The sequence below is a fragment of the Mesorhizobium sp. BH1-1-4 genome (assembly GCF_020165665.1).
GTDB lineage: Bacteria > Pseudomonadota > Alphaproteobacteria > Rhizobiales > Rhizobiaceae > Mesorhizobium.
This window is the reverse complement of record NZ_JAIUIN010000030.1, coordinates 40521-58473: the sequence shown is the minus strand read 5'-3', so window position 1 is coordinate 58473 and position 17953 is coordinate 40521. Positions and strand designations below refer to the sequence as shown.

The 17953-nt window shown below is 62.9% G+C and carries 18 protein-coding genes; 16 read left to right on the top strand and 2 right to left on the bottom strand.

What is annotated here, in order from left to right; all coding sequences use genetic code 11:
* Positions 1-186: 186 nt before the first annotated feature.
* The 10 genes from nagZ to LB569_RS29275 all read left to right on the top strand — a co-directional run bounded on the left by nagZ (position 187) and on the right by LB569_RS29275 (position 9417).
* On the top strand, positions 187-1206 hold the full coding sequence (gene nagZ / locus LB569_RS29320; protein WP_140701613.1) for a beta-N-acetylhexosaminidase: 1020 nt from the start codon (positions 187-189) through the stop codon (positions 1204-1206).
* Between the two features lie 62 nt (positions 1207-1268).
* Positions 1269-2069, top strand: a complete 801-nt coding sequence (locus LB569_RS29315) for a segregation and condensation protein A (protein WP_224695056.1) — start codon at positions 1269-1271, stop codon at positions 2067-2069.
* Positions 2066-2830 (top strand): SMC-Scp complex subunit ScpB, encoded by a 765-nt coding sequence (gene scpB, locus LB569_RS29310; protein WP_224535129.1) that lies wholly within the window; start codon positions 2066-2068, stop codon positions 2828-2830. Before LB569_RS29315 ends, scpB begins: the two co-directional genes overlap by 4 nt.
* 179 nt (positions 2831-3009) lie before the next feature.
* Positions 3010-3231 (top strand): twin-arginine translocase TatA/TatE family subunit, encoded by a 222-nt coding sequence (locus LB569_RS29305; RefSeq protein ID WP_095087696.1) that lies wholly within the window; start codon positions 3010-3012, stop codon positions 3229-3231.
* Between the two features lie 30 nt (positions 3232-3261).
* Entirely contained in the window at positions 3262-4011 is a 750-nt protein-coding gene (tatB, locus tag LB569_RS29300) for a Sec-independent protein translocase protein TatB (RefSeq protein ID WP_224695055.1), read from the top strand.
* Positions 4008-4883, top strand: coding sequence for a twin-arginine translocase subunit TatC (gene tatC, locus LB569_RS29295; protein WP_096446762.1), 876 nt, complete (start codon positions 4008-4010; stop codon positions 4881-4883). Before tatB ends, tatC begins: the two co-directional genes overlap by 4 nt.
* Positions 4884-4986: 103 nt before the next feature.
* Complete coding sequence (serS, locus tag LB569_RS29290) at positions 4987-6291, top strand: serine--tRNA ligase (RefSeq protein ID WP_224695054.1); 1305 nt, start codon at positions 4987-4989, stop codon at positions 6289-6291.
* The gene (surE, locus tag LB569_RS29285; RefSeq protein ID WP_224695053.1) at positions 6291-7049 is read left to right on the top strand and encodes a 5'/3'-nucleotidase SurE; all 759 of its coding nucleotides are present in this window, start codon (positions 6291-6293) and stop codon (positions 7047-7049) included. The genes serS and surE overlap by 1 nt, the downstream gene beginning before the upstream one ends.
* Positions 7046-7705: a protein-L-isoaspartate(D-aspartate) O-methyltransferase gene (locus LB569_RS29280; RefSeq protein ID WP_140701608.1), complete on the top strand. Its 660-nt coding sequence runs from the start codon at positions 7046-7048 to the stop codon at positions 7703-7705. Before surE ends, LB569_RS29280 begins: the two co-directional genes overlap by 4 nt.
* A 164-nt stretch (positions 7706-7869) precedes the next feature.
* Positions 7870-9417 carry a peptidoglycan DD-metalloendopeptidase family protein gene (locus LB569_RS29275; protein WP_224695052.1) on the top strand — a complete coding sequence of 516 codons (1548 nt, stop codon included), beginning with the start codon at positions 7870-7872 and terminating at the stop codon, positions 9415-9417.
* A 108-nt stretch (positions 9418-9525) separates the two neighbouring features.
* Here LB569_RS29275 and LB569_RS29270 read toward each other — a convergent pair whose 3' ends face one another.
* Complete coding sequence (locus tag LB569_RS29270; protein WP_224695051.1) at positions 9526-10416, bottom strand: NAD-dependent epimerase/dehydratase family protein; 891 nt, start codon at positions 10414-10416, stop codon at positions 9526-9528.
* Between the two features lie 113 nt (positions 10417-10529).
* On the opposite strand from LB569_RS29270, the gene LB569_RS29265 reads away from it, so the two are divergent.
* Complete coding sequence (locus tag LB569_RS29265) at positions 10530-11351, top strand: AraC family transcriptional regulator (protein ID WP_224695050.1); 822 nt, start codon at positions 10530-10532, stop codon at positions 11349-11351.
* Positions 11352-11389: 38 nt separating this feature from the next.
* Here LB569_RS29265 and LB569_RS29260 read toward each other — a convergent pair whose 3' ends face one another.
* A complete protein-coding gene (locus LB569_RS29260; protein ID WP_224695049.1) occupies positions 11390-12280 on the bottom strand; it encodes an ATP-binding protein in 891 nt (296 codons plus the stop codon).
* A 291-nt stretch (positions 12281-12571) separates the two neighbouring features.
* Here LB569_RS29260 and yajC point away from each other — a divergent pair, with 291 nt between their 5' ends.
* From yajC to LB569_RS29235, 5 genes are all read left to right on the top strand, one after another.
* Positions 12572-12913 carry a preprotein translocase subunit YajC gene (yajC, locus tag LB569_RS29255; RefSeq protein WP_010909882.1) on the top strand — a complete coding sequence of 114 codons (342 nt, stop codon included), beginning with the start codon at positions 12572-12574 and terminating at the stop codon, positions 12911-12913.
* A 76-nt stretch (positions 12914-12989) separates the two neighbouring features.
* Positions 12990-14030 (top strand): SecDF P1 head subdomain-containing protein, encoded by a 1041-nt coding sequence (locus LB569_RS29250; protein WP_224695048.1) that lies wholly within the window; start codon positions 12990-12992, stop codon positions 14028-14030.
* 88 nt (positions 14031-14118) lie between these two features.
* On the top strand, positions 14119-16668 hold the full coding sequence (secDF, locus tag LB569_RS29245; protein ID WP_224695047.1) for a protein translocase subunit SecDF: 2550 nt from the start codon (positions 14119-14121) through the stop codon (positions 16666-16668).
* A 27-nt stretch (positions 16669-16695) separates the two neighbouring features.
* Positions 16696-17088, top strand: coding sequence for an Mth938-like domain-containing protein (locus LB569_RS29240; RefSeq protein ID WP_224695046.1), 393 nt, complete (start codon positions 16696-16698; stop codon positions 17086-17088).
* A 1-nt stretch (position 17089) separates the two neighbouring features.
* Positions 17090-17935 carry a phytoene/squalene synthase family protein gene (locus LB569_RS29235; protein ID WP_224695045.1) on the top strand — a complete coding sequence of 282 codons (846 nt, stop codon included), beginning with the start codon at positions 17090-17092 and terminating at the stop codon, positions 17933-17935.
* Positions 17936-17953: the final 18 nt, after the last annotated feature.

The window sequence follows — 17953 nt, the reverse complement described above, 5'->3', positions numbered from 1 at the left end:
GCCCGATGTCGCCGAATTGAAGCCGGCGGCGCGGCCCCCCCCCGCGCCCCCCCCCCGCCCCCCCGCCGGCTTTTTGTATGGCGACATTCATATGACTGACTTTTTCATGTGGAAGCTTGTCTTGCAGCCCGCCGCATGCGGTCAGGGATGATTCCCTTTGGTCGCGCGAAGCCCTAGACTCCTGAAATGACCGAATCAAAATCCATGATCCTCGGCTGTGCCGGGAAATCGCTCACCCGCGAGGAAATCAATTTCTATCGCAATGAATGCCCATGGGCCTTCATCCTGTTTGCCCGCAACATCGGCGAGGCCGAACAGATCCGCGATCTGGTCGCCGAGATGCGTGACTGCATCGGCCGTCCCGATGCGCTGGTGTTCATCGACCAGGAAGGCGGCAGGGTGCAACGCCTGCGGCCGCCGCTGGCGCCAAACTACCCGGCCGGCGGTGCGCTTGGGGCGCTGTGGCGCGACGATCACGACGCCGGTGCCCGGGCCGCCTGGCTGATGGCGCGGCTGCATGCCTTCGACCTGTTGCGCTACGGCATATCAGCCGATTGCCTGCCGGTCCTCGACGTGCCGATCGAAGGGGCCAGCGACGTCATCGGCGCGCGCGCCTATGGCAAGGATCCGCGTCCGGTCATCGAGCTTGGCCGTGCAGCGGCCGAGGGTCTGATGTCGGGTGGCGTGCTGCCGGTGATGAAGCATATTCCGGGGCACGGCCGCGCCTTTGCCGACACGCATTTCGAACTGCCCGTCGTCGACGCCTCGCTCAGCGATCTGCAGCGGCATGACTTCGCCCCGTTCAGGGAGCTCAACCATCTGCCGATGGCGATGACGGCGCATGTCGTCTACAGCGCGATCGACCCAAAAAACCCGGCGACGACTTCCGGCAAGGTCATCGACGAGATCATTCGACGCGAGATCGGCTTCGATGGACTGCTGATGAGCGACGACACCTCGATGAAGGCACTTTCTGGGGATTTCCCGACAAAGGCGGCCTCGATCCTTGCGGCGGGCTGCGATCTGGTCCTTCACTGCAACGGTGTTTTCGAGGAAATGGCGGGCATCGCATCGCGCACCACGGGGCTTGAAGGCAAGGCGCTGGAGCGCGCCAAGCGGGCGATGACCTATATAAGCAAGCAAGACGCGGTCGAAGAGACCGAGATTCGCGCTGAATTCGCCACCTATTTCGATGCGGTGGCCTGACGAAGGGAAGTGACAGGGTCGTGGCGGAAACATTGGAAAGCAAGGCCGCGAAGGCCGCACCGATGGACCGCCTGTGGGCCGAGAATGACGATTCACGCGTCACCGGCGATCCGTCGCTGGTCGTCGACGTGGCCGGCTTCGAAGGCCCGCTCGATCTTCTCTTGCATCTTGCCCGCACCCAGAAGGTCGATCTGGCGCGCATATCCATCTTGGCACTGGTCGAGCAGTACCTGACCTTTGTCGAGACGGCGAGGGCGCTGAGGCTCGAGCTTGCCGCCGACTATCTTGTGATGGCGGCGTGGCTCGCCTTCCTCAAGTCGAAGCTCCTGATCCCCAAGCAGCCGGGCGAAGAGGGCGAAAGCGGCGAGGAACTGGCGGCGGTGCTGCAATTCCGGTTGAAGCGGCTCGAAGCCATGCGGGACGCGTCGGCGCGTCTGGTCAACCGCAACCGGCTCGGCCGCGACGTGTTCCCCCGAGGCATGCCCGAAATGGTCATCATCGAGAAGCGTAACGCCTATTCTGCGTCGCTCTATGATCTCTTGACCGCCTATGCGCAGCAGCGGCAAAAGCAGACGATCAACAACGTGACGATCGCCAGGCGCGGCGTCTGGTCGCTCAAGGACGCGCGCGACATCCTGACCCGCCTTGTCGGGGCTGTAAGCGACTGGACGACGCTGGAAAGTTTCCTGATCGTGTACATGACCAGCCCCGAGGAAAGGCGCACGGCTATCGCCAGTTCCTTCGCGGCGACATTGGAACTGGTGCGCGACGGCACGATGGACGTGCGGCAGGATCAGACGTTTGCCCCGATCTACCTGCGCGGTCGCGTGCAGGCAATCAAGGCAGTGGAGGTGGCATCATGAGCGAGCGCGCCAACGCTTCGGTTGTCCCGTTCAAGGTCGAGGACGAGCCTGAGCAGGAGCTGTTTTCCGAGGATGCGGCTGAGCAGGCGCGGAACCCGGCCGAGCGGCTGCACATGGCGCAAGCCGTGCGCATGGCCGAGGCGATCGTGTTCGCCAGCGCCGAGCCCGTGAGCGAAAAGCAACTGGCCGCACGGCTGCCCGACGGCATCAATGTCGCCGCGGCCATGGCCGAGCTGCAGCAGATCTATGCGCGCCGCGGCGTCAATCTGGTGCGGGTGGGCGACGCCTGGGCGTTCCGCACCGCCGGCGACCTGGCCTTCCTGATGAGCCGCGATACGGTGCAGCAGCGCAAGCTGTCGCGGGCGGCGCTCGAAGTGTTGGCGATCATCGCCTATCACCAGCCGGTGACGCGCGCCGAGATCGAGGACATCAGAGGCGTCGAGACCTCGAAGGGGACGCTCGACACGCTGCTCGAGACGGAATGGGTGCGCATGCGCGGCCGCCGCAAAACGCCCGGTCGTCCCGTCACCTATGGCACCACCGAAACCTTCCTCGATCATTTCGCGCTGGAGGAGATCCGCGATCTTCCCGGTATGGAGGAACTGAAGGGCGCCGGTCTGCTGTCAGGCCGCATGCCGTCGAATTTCTCGATCCCGCTGCCGCCGGCCGATCCCGACGCGCTGACCGAGGACGAGGATCCGCTGACCGACATCGACCTCGAGGAACTCGGTCTCCTGACGCCGCGCGTCACGGAAGATTGACCGCGAGCGCCTATCAAAAGCCATCCCGTGGCTTTACATGCGCCGTTTGGTAGCGGACCGCATAGCCGAAAATGCGTGACATCCGACACCCTTTCATAAACTCTGTCGCGGTTGTGTTTGAATCCCAACGCGAAAACGCATAGATCATCGCCAGGGAAAACATTCGAGAGAGATTTGCTATGGGTTCATTTTCGATTTGGCACTGGATGATCGTGCTGGTCATCGTGCTTCTGGTGTTCGGCCGCGGCAAGATCCCCGAGCTGATGGGCGACATGGCCAAGGGCATCAAGAGCTTCAAGAAGGGCATGGCCGACGACGACGTTGCAGAGGACAAGCGTACCGTCGAACACCGTGCCGATGAGACCGTTTCGGCCGCGAAGGAAAAGGCCAGCAAGAGCTGAGCCAAAAAGTTCTAGTCGGAACAGATTGCCATGTTTGAAGTCGGCTGGACCGAAATGCTGGTGATCGCGATCGTCATGATCGTGGTCGTCGGGCCGAAGGATTTGCCTAACATGCTGCGCACCTTTGGCCGCACGACGGCCAAGCTGCGCGCCATGGCCGCCGATTTCCAGAAGCAGTTCAACGAGGCGCTGAAGGAAGCCGAGCTCGATGACGTCAAGAAGTCGGTTGACGAGCTCAGGGGCCTGAGCCCGGTTGCCGAGATCAAGAAGCAGCTCAATCCGTTCGAACAGGCCGCGGCCGATGTGCGCGCGGGCGTTGACGCGGCGATGAAGCCGAAGCCGGCCACCGATCCCTCGGTCCCCGCCGCTTCGACGCCGCAGGCGGCCGAGCCGCTGAAGAACGGCGCAACTGAAATGCCAGGCGTCAACGGGCCTCAAGCGACGACACCAGCGCCGATTTTTCCGGCGATGACCGATGAATCGGTTGTGGCGGCATCCACGGGTCCTGCCGTTGCGACGACGGCTGCCAAGAGAACCGCCAAGACGGCACCGGCTGCGAAGGCGCCGGCCAAGGCCTCGGCATCCACGAAGGCAGTGACGGCAAAAGCCCCACTGGCGCCCAAAGCGGCGACAAAGACCACGACGCCGGCAAGACCTGGAAACGTGGCTGCAGAGAAGCCTGCCGCGGCCAAGGTAACCGCCGCCAAGGCGTCGGCGAAACCGAAACCTGCCGTGGCGAAGAAGTCGGCGGCCAAAAAGACGGCTGGAGCCGCCAAGTGAGCGTTTCGGACAAGGAAAAGGACGAGATCGAAAAATCGTCGGCGCCATTGATGGAGCACCTGATCGAGCTGCGCAGGCGGCTGATCTGGTCGCTGGGTGGCTTCTTCGTCGCGTTCCTGGTTTGCTTCTTCTTTGCCAAGAAGCTGTTCAACTTGCTGGTCGTCCCGTTCAAATGGGCGACGAAATGGGCGGGGCTCGACCCGCACAAGGTCGAGCTGATCTACACCGCGCCCCAGGAATTCTTCTTCACGCAGGTGAAGCTCGCCATGTTCGGCGGCATGGTCATCGCGTTTCCGCTGATCGCCACGCAAATCTACAAGTTCATCGCGCCTGGCCTCTATAAGAACGAGCGCAACGCCTTCCTGCCGTTCCTGATCGCATCGCCCATCCTGTTCCTGATGGGCGCCTCGCTGGTCTATTTCTTCTTCACGCCGATGGTGATGTGGTTCTTCCTCGCCATGCAGCAGGTAGGCACGGACGACCAGGTACAGATTTCCCTGCTGCCGAAAGTGTCGGAATATCTCAGCCTGATCATGACGCTGATCTTCTCCTTCGGCCTGGTGTTCCAACTGCCGGTGGTGACCAGCCTGATGACGCGTGTCGGCATGCTGTCGTCCAAGGCGCTGGCGGAAAAACGCAAATGGGCGATCGTCATCGCCTTCATCGTGGCTGCGGTGCTGACACCTCCGGATCCGATGAGCCAGATCGGCCTGGCCATTCCGACCATCCTTCTCTACGAGGTCTCCATCTGGGCCGCGCGATGGATCGAGCGGGATCAGGAAAAACAGCGGCTTGCGCGCGAGAAGCAGGAAGCCGGCGAGACCGTGGCGGACAAGACACCGGACGAGCCTCCGGCGCCGGCTGCTTCGTAAGACTTTGGCGGCGACGGAAAACGACAACCGCCGCCCCGCCTCATCTTGCATCGATCAAGGATGCGGTTTACGCCCTCAAACCTTAGCTTGAGGACGGATAACCATGCTTGACATCAAATGGATTCGCGACAACCCGAAGGCTCTCGTCGAGGCGCTCACCAAGCGCTCGTGGCCGTCGGCTGAGGCGCAGTCCACGGTCGACGGGCTGATCGCCAAGGACGAGGCGCGGCGCGAGCACGTCACCGAGCTGCAGACCAAGCAGGAGCGCCGCAACGCCGCCTCGAAGGAGATCGGCAACGCCATGCGTTCGGGCGATGCCGCACTTGCCGAAAAGCTCAAGGCCGAGGTCGGCGAGATCAAGACCTTCATCCAGAATGGCGAGGCGCGCGAGCGCGAACTCGACAAGGCGCTGAACGACGCGCTGGCGGTGCTGCCCAACGTGCCGTTCGACGACGTTCCGGTCGGCAAGGACGAGCATGACAATGTCGTCAGGCATATCGTCGGCAAGGTGCCGACGCGGCCGAACTGGGTGAAGGAGCATTTCGAGATCGGCGAAGCGCTCGGCATGATGGATTTCGAGCGCGCGGCAAAGCTGTCGGGTTCGCGTTTCACCGTGCTCAAGAGCGGCCTGGCGCGGATGGAACGCGCGATCGGCCAGTTCATGCTCGACCTGCACACGACCGAGCACGGCTATGAGGAAATCATCCCGCCGTTGATGGTGCGTGACGAGGTTCTCTTCGGCACCAACCAGTTGCCGAAATTCGAGGAGGATCTGTTCTTCACGCCGCACGGGGAGGGCAGGCTTGGCCTGATCCCGACCGCCGAAGTGCCGCTCACCAACCTCGTGCGCGAGGAAATCACGGCTCATGAGAAACTGCCGCTGCGCTACACCGCGCTGACGCCCTGCTTCCGGTCCGAGGCGGGTTCGGGGGGGCGCGACACGCGCGGTATGCTGCGCCAGCACCAGTTCTATAAAGTCGAGCTGGTGTCGATCACCGACCAGGACTCCTCACTCGCCGAACACGAGCGGATGACACAATGCGCCGAGGAGGTGCTGAAGCGGCTCGGCCTGCCGTTCCGGACCATGGTGCTGTGCACTGGCGACATGGGCTTTGGCGCGCGCAAGACCTATGACATCGAGGTCTGGCTGCCCGGCCAGAACGCCTATCGCGAAATCTCGTCCTGCTCGGTCTGCGGCGATTTCCAGGCGCGGCGCATGGATGCCCGCTACAAGGACAAGGACGGCAAGGGCAACCGCTTCGTCCATACGCTCAACGGCTCCGGCACCGCCGTCGGCCGCGCGCTCATTGCCGTCATCGAAAACTACCAGAATGAGGATGGCAGCGTAACCATTCCTGAAGTGCTGCGGCCTTACATGGGCGGCCTGGAAAAGATCGAATCGAAATAATGCGCGTTCTTCTGACTAATGACGACGGCATTCATGCCGAGGGCCTGGCGTCGCTCGAACGCGTCGCCCGCACACTATCCGACGATGTCTGGGTGGTGGCGCCGGAGCAGGACCAATCGGGCTACGCGCATTCGCTGTCGATTTCGGAGCCGCTGCGGTTGCGCAAAATCGGCGAGAAGCATTTTGCCGTACGCGGCACGCCGACCGATTGCGTCATCATGGGCGTCAAGAAAATCCTGCCCGGTGCCCCCGACCTGATCCTGTCCGGCATCAATTCTGGCGCCAACATCGCCGACGACGTGACCTATTCGGGCACCGTCGCCGGCGCCATGGAAGGCGCGCTGCTCGGCATCAGGTCGATCGCGCTCAGCCAGGGCTACAGCTATGTCGGCGAGGACCGCGTCGTCCCTTACGAGACGACCGAGGCGCTGGCGCCGGCGCTGCTGAAGAAGCTCGTCGCGACGCCGCTTCCCGATGGCGTGTTGCTCAACGTCAATTTCCCCAACTGCCTTCCCGAGGAGGTGGCCGGCACGGTGGTCACCTCGCAGGGCAAGCTGGTGCATAGCCTGTGGGTCGACGAGCGTCGCGATGGGCGCGGCCTGCCTTACTACTGGCTTCGCTTCGGCCGCGAGCCGGTCGAAGGCAAGCAGGGCACCGACCTCCATGCCTTGCGCAACCGGCTGGTGTCGGTGACGCCGTTGCAGCTTGACCTTACCGCGCATGAGATCCGTGACCAGCTGAGCAAGGCGCTTGCATGAATCAGGGCTTTCCAATCGATGATCGCGAGGGATTTGCCGCGTTCCTGCTGCGCCTGCGCGGCCGGGGAACGGTGCCGAAGGCTCTGATCGCGGCTTTCGAGGCGACGCCGCGCCGCGGCTTCCTGGCGGCGCAGTTCCACCAGATCGCCTGGTCGGACCGCATGCTGCCGATCGAATGCGGCGAAGCGATCGAAGGGGCCGACATGCAGGCGGCGGTGATCGCCGCCCTTGCCATCGAAGCGGGAAACCGCGTGCTCGAGATCGGCACCGGTTCCGGCTACACATCGGCTGTCATGTCGCGGCTGGCGGCGCGGCTCGTCACCATCGACCGCTACAAGACGCTCGTCGAGCAAGCCAGGCAGCGTTTCGAGGCGCTCGGCATCGGCAATGTCATCGTGCGCCAGGCCGACGGTTCCAATGGATTGCCCGCCGAGGGGCCGTTCGACCGTATCGTCGCCTGGGCGGCCTTCGACAGCCTGCCGCGTTTCCTGCTCGACCAGTTGTCGAGCGGCGGCATCGTCATCGCGCCGATCGGTCCGGAGGAGGGCGAGCAGGTGCTGGCAAAGCTTACCAAGGTCGGCAGCCGTTTCGAACGCGAGGATATCGGCATGGTGCGGCTGCAGCCGATCCTGCGCGGCCTGGCGGCGGTTATCTAGTTTAAGGCCGGCCGCGGATCTCTTTCGGCCCTGCTCTGCGGGTCGCCGACCATCCTCAAATGTTTTAAGAAAATTTTCGTCGGATTCTAATGGGTTAACCGCCCAGTAACATTAACGCGCTTTAATCCTGTCCAGTTGGTGCAGCGTTTGTGCGGGTTAGTGCGATGCAACTCAGTGTTTTGAAGGCAAATGGTCGCAATCTGGCGCGGGGCTGCGCTGTCTTGATGATTGCGGGCGCGGCGGCAGGGTGCAGTTCCCAGGCGTCGCGGTTCAACAGCGTCGATGACGTGTTCACCTCCTCGACCAACAATCAGCGCACCATCATCAACAAGCAGGATGCCGTGCAGCCCTATCCGGGCGATGTCGCGGCTGCTCCTCTCGACGGCAGCCACACGCAGTCGGTGAGCCGCTCCAGCCTCGAGCCGGTTTCGAGCCGGCCGCTGCCGCCGCCGGTTTCCGCGCAGGCGCAGCCGGCTCCAGCGCTCGCGCCGGCCGCCAATCCGGTGCGTGTCGCATCGGCACCGGCCCTGGTCCGGCCCGCTCCCCATCTCGACAGGACGGCGACCGGCACTGTCGAACCGGCCGCGAAGCCGTTCAAGAATGCCCAGCCCGACGCGCCGAAAATGGCCGAGGCGGGCAGGCTGCACGCGACCGAAATCGTCGTCAGGGACGGCGAGACCATTTCCGGCCTGGCGGCACATTACAAGGTGCCGGCCGATGTCATCATGAAGGTGAACGGCCTGAGCCCGACCAAGGGGCTGAAGAGCGGCCAGAAGATCGTCATCCCGGCCTATGCCTATTCGAGCAAGGCGGAGTCGAAGGTCGCCGATGCCAAGCAGTTGAAGGACGGGCCCGCGAAAGACGGCAAGCACGACCTGCCGGCCACGGCGCCGGACAAGGTGGCCGTGCTGCCGCAACAGCCGAAGCTCAAAGAGGGCAAGTCCGCCGCCCAGGTCGATGCGTCGGCCGCGGCGAACCAGCCCAAGGAGCCCAAGCCGGCACAGGTGGCCAAGGCGACCGGCGCCGCCGGCACCTATACGGTCCAGTCGGGCGACACGATGTCCTCGGTCGCCAGGAAGACCGGCGTCGGCGTCGTTGCGCTGAAGCAGGCCAACGGCATGAAGGACGGCATATTGAAAATCGGCCAGACCTTGAAAGTGCCGGCCGGCGGAACGGCGACGGTCGCCAGCGCCAAGCCGGCCAAGGTCGATCCGGTGACCACGGCAACGACGCAAGCCCCGGCAAAGGCCACGCCTTCGGAAACGCTTGCCTCCTACACGCCGCCGAAGAAGGACGCCAAGGTCATCCAGCAGGCCGAGGATGACGACGCGGTGGCGCCGGATGCGACCGGCATCGGCAAGATGCGCTGGCCGGTGCGCGGCCGGGTGATCTCCGGTTTCGGATCCGGCAAGGATGGCGTCGACATCGCCGTGCCCACCGGCACGCCGGTCAAGGCGGCCGAGAACGGCGTCGTCATCTATGCCGGCGACGGGCTCAAGGAATTCGGCAATACGGTGCTGGTGCGCCACGAGAACGGCCTGGTCACCGTCTATGGCCATGCCAGCTCGATCGAGGTTCAGCGCGGCCAGAAGGTCAAGCGTGGCCAGGAGATCGCACTGTCCGGCATGAGCGGCACGACGGACTCGCCGAAGCTGCACTTCGAAGTGCGCAAGAATTCGGCACCGGTCGACCCCTCGACCTATCTCGAATAGAAGAAAAGAAGCGATATGCGGGCCGTCTGACCTCCAGTCCGGCCCGCCGGCTCAGCCCGTTCCGCAAGGAGCGGGCTTTTTCAGTTCTGGCGGATGCCTGTTTCAGGTTCAAAGATGATCGCGGAGCGTGTCGGCGATCATGACCTCGAGGCTGCTGGCCTTGATGCCGAGAAGCATCTCGGCGTCGGAAGAATCGACCAGCAACGGATTCTCGAACAGATAACGCATCTCGATCAGCTCCTGCATGCCCAATGCTTCCATCTCGGCAATGGAATAGGAACGGATTTCAGAGACCTCTCGTCGAAGCATCGCGGCGGTTTTCTGGATGAGCTCCCTGGGTGAGGCGTATTGCGAGGGAACGTGAAAAGCGCGCCCCCATTCGCCGGAGTAGCGGGAGGCCGCGACAAGCGTCCTGGCGACATCCTTAGTGAAGGCCCAGGCATGCGTTGCGTCGAGGTTTCCAATGAAAGCGGTGGGTTTCCCCTCGATGATGGAGGGCAGCGCAACCAGCGAGAAGTAGCTGATGGCGCCGTGTCCGAGATAATCGCTGGACCGCACTTCAATCGCGGGAACATTGGCACGGACCGCCCGCTGCCACATGATCGTCCTGGCGGTTCCTTTCTTCGAAGTCGGGTCCAGGGAAAGGTCGGAACGAAGCGGGCTGTCGGCATTTTCCCCATAGCCATAGAGGTTTCCCAGCACGATCAGCTTCGCGCCGACCGTCTCGGCCGCGCGCACTGTGCCGTCGATGATCGGGAAGAAATCAGTCGGCCACCGGTGATAGGTGGCCATGGCACACATGAAGATGGCATCGGCGCCTTGGCAGACGCGCGCGAGTTCCGAGGCATCGGTGGCGTCGGCCTTTACGGCCCGTACGTTCGGCAACGCGTTAGGGCCGACGCTTCGGCTGGTGAGAACGACATTATGTCCTTCCTCGCCAAGAAGGCGGGCGGTTTCGCGACCGACCGGACCGGCTCCGACAACAACATAGAAACTCATGGCATAACCTCTCGTCCAAGTTTGATTGAGAGGCGTGAGTACAGGTCCGCGGCATTGAAAATCGCGCGGGAATTGCCAAATCTCGAACAGGTTTTGCCATGAAACGAGAGATCATGCGTTCGCAATTCGCTCCGGCCCAGGCCGCGCCCGACGTAACGATGGCCTCCAGGCATGTCAAAGCCGGCGTCCATCGTTTGCCCCGGGCGTCACACCATCGCATCATGGTGCATGCCAGCGCGGCGACGCGCTCCTACTGCAATCAGGTCGGACGATATTTCGTCAGGCGCGCCGGCGATATCGACCTGGTGCCGGCTGGCCAGGAGGGCGGCTTCGCGGCCGAAACCCCGTTCGACACGATGGAGATTGCGTTGCAGCCAGCCTTGATGGACAGGGTGGCGGCGGAGCTTGGCGGCAAGGCGCAAGCATTGCGGCTCGACACGCGCCACATGCTTCGCGACCAGCGCATCGAACATCTCGTCCGGGCGCTCGAGAGCGAACTGAACGCTAACGCGCCGAGCGACCCTTTGTTTGCCGACAGCATCGGCGCCGCATTGGCGGTGCGGCTGCTTGGCCTCGGTGAACAGGATATCGATCCAACGAACCGTTTGTCGGATACCCAGCTCACGCGCGTGCTGGAGCACATCGAGGCGGCTCTCCACGAGCCGCTTTCGATCCAGCGACTAAGCCGTGTCGCCGGTGCGAGCAGCTCGCAGTTGCGGACATGGTTCAAGGTGGCGATGGGTGTCACCTTGCACCGCTACGTATTGCGGCGTCGCGTCGAACGCGCATGCGTTCTGTTGCGGCAGGGTGACCTCAGCACAAGCGAAGTGGCTGAAATGAGCGGCTTCGCGCATCAGTCACATCTTGCGCACTGGATGCGCCGCGAGATCGGCCAAACGCCGCGCGACCTCAGGCAGGCGCAACCGCTCAAATAAGCCTGCGCTGGATCGCGTTGGTTACGCGATCCAATGCTTCAATCGTTCAACGGCTTGCCGAGCCGTCCGGCCAGGTCCTGCGTGAACTGCCAGGCGACGCGGCCCGAGCGGCTGCCGCGCGTCGTCGCCCATTCCAGCGCTTCCGCCCGCAACTGCTCGGGGTCGATGTCGAGGCCATGGTGGCTGGCATAGCCGTTGACCATGTCGAGATATTCGTCCTGCGAGCATTTGTGGAAACCCAGCCACAGGCCGAAACGGTCGGACAGCGAGACCTTTTCCTCGACCGCCTCGGACGGGTTGATGGCGGTCGAGCGCTCATTGTCGATCATGTCGCGCGGCAACAGGTGCCGCCGGTTAGACGTGGCGTAGAAGATGACATTGGCCGGGCGGCCCTCGACGCCGCCTTCGAGCGCTGCCTTCAGCGACTTGTAGGACGTATCGTCATGGTCGAAGGAGAGGTCGTCGCAAAACACGATGACGCGGAAAGGGGCAGCCTTCAGCAGGCCCATCAGCTTCGGCAGCGTGTCGATGTCCTCGCGGTGGATTTCGATCAGCTTCAGCGGCAGGCCGGATGTGGGCTTTCGTGATTTGGCCTTGGCGTTGATTTGCGCATGCACGGCCTTGACCAGCGACGATTTGCCCATGCCGCGGGCGCCCCACAACAGGACGTTGTTGGCGGCAAAGCCGGCGGCGAAGCGCTCGGTGTTGTCGACGAGGATGTCGCGGACGCGGTCGACGCCGCGGATCAGGCCGATGTCGACGCGGTTGACCTTGCGCACCGGCTCCAGATAGCCGGGATCGGCCTGCCAGACGAAGCAATCGGCCACGTTGAGGTCGGTTTCAGGCACCGGCGGCGGCGCCAGGCGGCTGACGGCCTCGATCAGGCGGTCCAGTTTCTGGTTCAGGGCGTCGATGCTGGTGTCGGTCATATCAGGTCTTTTTTGCTTCGGTTCTTGCGGTGGCAGGCCGAACCGGCTCGATTCCGGCGGTTTCGAAACCGGTTGCAACCATTTGTTCGAACGTGATCTTTTCCGAAAACCGGCTCCCGGTTTTCGTGATCCTGCTCTAACACGGCTAAACAGGCCGGAAAAGCAGCGGATTTGCCTGGCGCCGCAGTTGCATTGACAACTTTACCGACTATATTCCGGCCAAATTTCGCGGAGCCGCCAAATCTCGCTTAACCGTTTGGCGGCTGTTTTTCAACATTCAGGAGTACCTCGATGTTCGTGACACCGGCATACGCCCAAGGCATCGGCGGCGCCTCTCCCGATATGTTCATCAGCATTTTGCCGTTTGTCCTGATTTTCGTGATCATGTATTTTCTCATCATCCGCCCGCAGCGCACGCAGCTGAAGAAGCGCGGCGAGATGCTGGCGGCGGTCCGCCGCGGCGACACGGTCGTCACCGGCGGCGGCTTCGTCGGCAAGGTGACCAAGGTGATCGACGACAACGAGCTCGAGATCGATCTTGGCGGCGGCACCAAGGTGACGGCGCTGCGCTCGACGATCGCCGATGTGCGCGTCAAGGGCGAACCGGTCGCCAACCAGAACGCCAAGAAATAACCCGATTTCAGGCGGAGCGATCCGCGGACAGGGCTCTGACGAGCGACCGTATATGTTCCACCTTTGGCGCCTGAAGATGATGCTGACGTGGCTTGCCGTGGCCACGGCGCTCGTCTTCGATGCCTCGAACCTTTTCGCTGCCCCTCCACAGGCCATGCGGCCCGAAGGGCTTGCCGACAGCGGGATGATCGTCGAAGCAAGCCAGCAAGATGGCATCCTGCTTCGTTTGAACGTGGCCGATGTGATCGAAGGGCGGCTGAAGGCTACACGCGGCGATATAAGGGCGCTGCTGCTCGACGCCAGGATTGGTTATGCTGGCCTCGCCATATCGGACAGGGCCGTGCAACTGCGCATCACCGATCCGGCTCGGCTCGATGCCGCCAAGGCAGCGCTCAAGACGATAACCGATCCTGTCGCGGACAGCGGTATTCAGGAAATGACTTTGGACGACGGCGGGTCCGCGTTGCTCAAATTCACATTGACGGACGCGGGTTTGAAATATCGGAACTCTGTCGCGATCACGCAGTCGATCGAGGTCATTAAAAACCGTCTCCAGGATTTGGGCGCCACGGGCGCGGTTGTCCAATCGGCGGGCAAGGACAGTATTCTTGTTCAGGCCCCGAGCATCATGGATCAACAGAGGCTGAGAGATGTCCTCATTCGGCCTGGTCGCCTAAGCTTCCAGTTGGTCGATCTTTCGATGCCCGTGAACGATGCGATCAGCGACCGCCCGCCTGTTGGCTCGGTGGTACTTTATACGCAGGACGATCCGCCAGTTCCTTATCTGGTCCAAAACCGGGTTATCCTCTCCGACAAGAACCTGCTCGACGCCAACGCAAACTACAATGCGCAAGGCGGTCAACCGGTTGTCGTATTCCGGCTCGATTCCAAAGGTACGGCACGGTTCAAACAGGTTACAACACAAAACATAGGCAATCCGTTTGCGGTGATCCTGGATGATCACGTGATTTCGGCGCCTGTCATTCGTGAGCCGATTGATGGCGGCTACGGTCAGATTTCGGGCAATTTCACGGCCCAGGAAGCCAAGAACATTGCCTTGCTGCTACGCACCGGCGCATTACCGGCAAGATTGACAATCGCTGAGGAAGCGCGATAGGGCCGGCCGTGATCAGAATGAGAAACGTACCCACGAACCGAACCGATGGCGGAACGCTGCCGCTTTACGCCTGAACGGATAAGAATCGATGCTGTATTTCTCGCGCTTCAAGATGATCCTGATCTGGCTGGCCGTGGCCGCCACAGTGGTCCTCGCCGCGCCCAATCTGATCCCCGCAAGCACCTTGGCCCAGCTGCCCAGCTGGGTGCCGAAGCGGCAGATGACGCTCGGCCTCGACCTGCAGGGCGGTTCGCACATCCTGCTCGAGATGAACCAGAACGATCTGATCAAGGATCGGCTGGAGACGACGCGCGACGAGATCCGCACGCTGTTGCGCGATGCCAAGATCGGTTACACCGGCCTTGGCGGCACGGGGCGGACCTTGCAGGTCCGCATCACCGATCCGGCCCAGGTCGATGCCGCCAAGACGGCATTGAAGACCTTGACCGATCCTGTCGCGGCCGGCCTGTTCACCGGCGGCTCCATCCAGGAGATGGCGCTGGATGATTCCGAACCGGGCCTGCTCAAGTTCACCGTCACCGATGCCGGCATCAAATATCGCACATCGACCGCGCTGGCGCAGTCGATCGAAGTGGTCGAGCGCCGCGTCAACGAACTCGGCACGACCGAGCCGATCGTGCAGCGGCAAGGCGACGACCGCATCCTTGTCCAGGTGCCTGGCCTGCAGGACCCGCAGCGGCTGAAGGAAATCCTCGGCCAGACCGCGAAGCTGACCTTCCAGATGGTCGACCAGTCGATGCCGGTGCAGGACGCGCTCAAGGGGCGCCCGCCGGCCGGTTCTTCGGTGCTCTATTCGCAGGACGATCCGCCGGTTCCCTACCTGATCGAGAACCGCGTCATCGTATCGGGCGAAAACCTTGTCGACGCGCAGGCGACATACAATTCGCAGAACAACGAGCCGGTGGTTTCGTTCCGTTTCGATTCCAAGGGTGCGGCCCGCTTCGGCCAGGCGACATCGCAAAATGTCGGCAAGCTGTTCGCCATTATCCTCGACAACCAGGTGATCTCGGCGCCGCAGATCCGCGAGCCGATCCTCGGCGGCACCGGCCAGATCTCAGGCAATTTCACCGCCCAGAGCGCCAACGATCTCGCCGTGCTGCTGCGTGCCGGCGCGCTGCCGGCGACGTTGACGGTCATTGAGGAACGCACCGTCGGTCCGGGCCTTGGCCAGGATTCGATCCATGCCGGTAAGGTCGCCGGCATCATCGGTTCGATCCTGGTCGTCGCCTTCATGTTCGTGGCCTACGGCTTCCTCGGCTTCCTCGCCAACATCGCGCTGGCGGTGCACGTGGCGATGATCGTCGGGCTGCTGTCGCTGCTTGGCGCGACACTGACCTTGCCTGGTATCGCCGGTATCGTGCTGACCATCGGCATGGCGGTCGATTCAAACGTTCTGATCTACGAGCGCATCCGCGAGGAGCGACGCGCCGGTCGCTCGGTGATCCAGGCGATCGACACCGGCTTCTCGAAGGCGCTGGCGACCATCGTCGATTCCAACGTCACCTCGTTGATCGCGACCGTCGTGCTGTTCTATCTGGGTACCGGCCCGGTGAAGGGCTTTGCCATCACCTATGCCATCGGCATCCTGACCACGGTCTTTACCGCTTTCACCTTCACCCGTCTGCTGGTCTCGATCTGGCTGCGGCGTGCACGTCCGAAGGAGTTGCCGCGCGCGCCGGTGACCTTCGTTCCGCCCGGCACGAAAATTCCGTTCATGGGTATCCGGCGGTGGACGTTCGCGCTGTCGAGCACACTGTCTATACTGTCGGTCGTCTTGTTCATGAGCATCGGCATCAATTACGGCATCGACTTCAAGGGCGGCTCGCTGATCGAGGTGCAGTCCAAGAGCGGCGATGCCAATATCGGCGATATCCGCAGCCGATTGACGGAACTGAATATCGGCGAAGTGCAGGTGCAGCAGTTCGGCGCACCGAACGACGTCTTGATCCGCGTCGGCACGCAAGACGCTGGTGAGAATGCCGAGCAGACGGTTATCGACAAGGTGCGCGGCGAGTTGCAGGATCAGTATGATTTCCGCCGCGTCGAGGTGGTGGGGCCGACTGTTTCCGGCGAACTGGCCAAGCAAGGCACGATCGCCATGATCGTCGCGCTGATTGGCATCCTGGTCTATGTCTGGTTCCGCTTCGAATGGCAGTTCGCGGTCGGCGCCATCATCGCGACGGTGCACGACGTCGTCATGACTCTCGGCTTCTTCGTCATAACAGGGCTTGAATTCAACCAGTCGTCCCTGGCGGCGATCCTGACCATCATCGGCTATTCGCTGAACGACACGATCGTGGTCTATGACCGCGTTCGCGAGGATTTGCGAAAATACAAGCGAATGCCGCTGCCGCAGCTGTTGAACAACGCCATCAACGAAACATTGTCGAGAACGACGCTGACGTCCGTGACGACCAGCTTGGCACTGCTGGCGCTGGTGCTGTTCGGCGGCGAAGTGATCCGTTCCTTCACACTGGCGATGTTGTTCGGTGTGGTGTTCGGCACATATTCGTCGATCTTCATCGCGGCACCTTTGCTGATCCTGTTCAAGCTGCGGCCGCAGGCCTCGGCCGATGAGGAAAAGCCGGTCAGTGGCGGCAAGGCGGTCGCGACCTGACGCGCGGCCTCGAGGGGTGACAGAGTGATGGCCGGCAAAGGCATCGTCATCCGCGAGGCGCATTTCCCTGGCCGTGCGCCGATCGAGGCCTATGGCAATGGCGGGTTCCGCTTTGCCGACATGTCGCATCGGGGCTCGCTGCTCTGCCTGCCCACGGGCATCCATGGCTGGGAGCCGGCGGATCCCCTGGCGTTGACGATCGCGGATTTCGGAAAACTTCTGGCCGAGGCGGACAAGGTCGAGATCCTGCTGGTCGGCATGGGCAAGGACCTGCGGCCATTGCCGCCGGCGCTGCGAGCGGCGCTGAAGGAGGTAGGCATAGCGTCCGACCCGATGTCGACCGGCGCCGCGGTGCGGACCTACAATGTCCTTCTGGCGGAAGACCGCGCCGTGGCCGCCGCGCTCATCGCCGTCGATTGACATGCCAGGGAACACAGAGATCGTCATGGACGCGGTGCGCGCCACCGATCATGACCGGTATCTGACGGCGCTCTACGCGCCCGCCGACAAGCGCGACGCGCTGTTTTCGCTCTACGCCTTCAATGCCGAGATCGCGGGCATTCGCGACCGCATCCACGAGCCGTTGCCCGGCGAGGTGCGGCTGCAATGGTGGCGCGATGTGATCGCCGCCGACATTGAAGGCGCAGGCATTGGCCACCCCGTTGCCGACGCGCTGAAGGCGACAATTTCCGCCCATCGCCTGCCGAAGCTGGCGTTCGACAACATGCTCGAAGCGCGCATCTTCGATCTCTACGACGATCCGATGCCGTCGCGCACCGATCTGGAAGGCTATTGCGGCGAGACGGCGGCGGCACTTATCCAGCTGGCGGCCATGGTGCTTGATCCTGTCGAAGCGCCGCGCTTTGCCGAACTGGCGGGCAGGGCGGGCTGTGCGCAGGCGATTACAGGGCTTTTGCTGCTGTTGCCGCTGCACCGCAGGCGTGGGCAGTGTTTCGTGCCGGCCGACATACTGGCGGCGGCGGGGTCGTCGCCGGAAGAGTTTGTGGCCGGCGACGGCGGGCCCGGGGCAGAACGCGCGGTGGCGGCGATGATCGCGCTGGCGCGCGAACACCTCCGGGCCTTCGAGCAAGGTGCTGCCGCGCTGCCGCCCTCGCTACGCCCGGCGTTTCTGCCGCTGGCGCTGTCGCGGGCCTATCTGGCGAAGATGGAAAAAGGTGACCCGCTTCGTGTCACCCCTCGGCTCTCGGCGTTGCGCCGGCACTGGTTGACGCTGCGTCGCGCGACGAAAGGCTGGCCGGCACTTTGACGTAAACGTCAATCATGC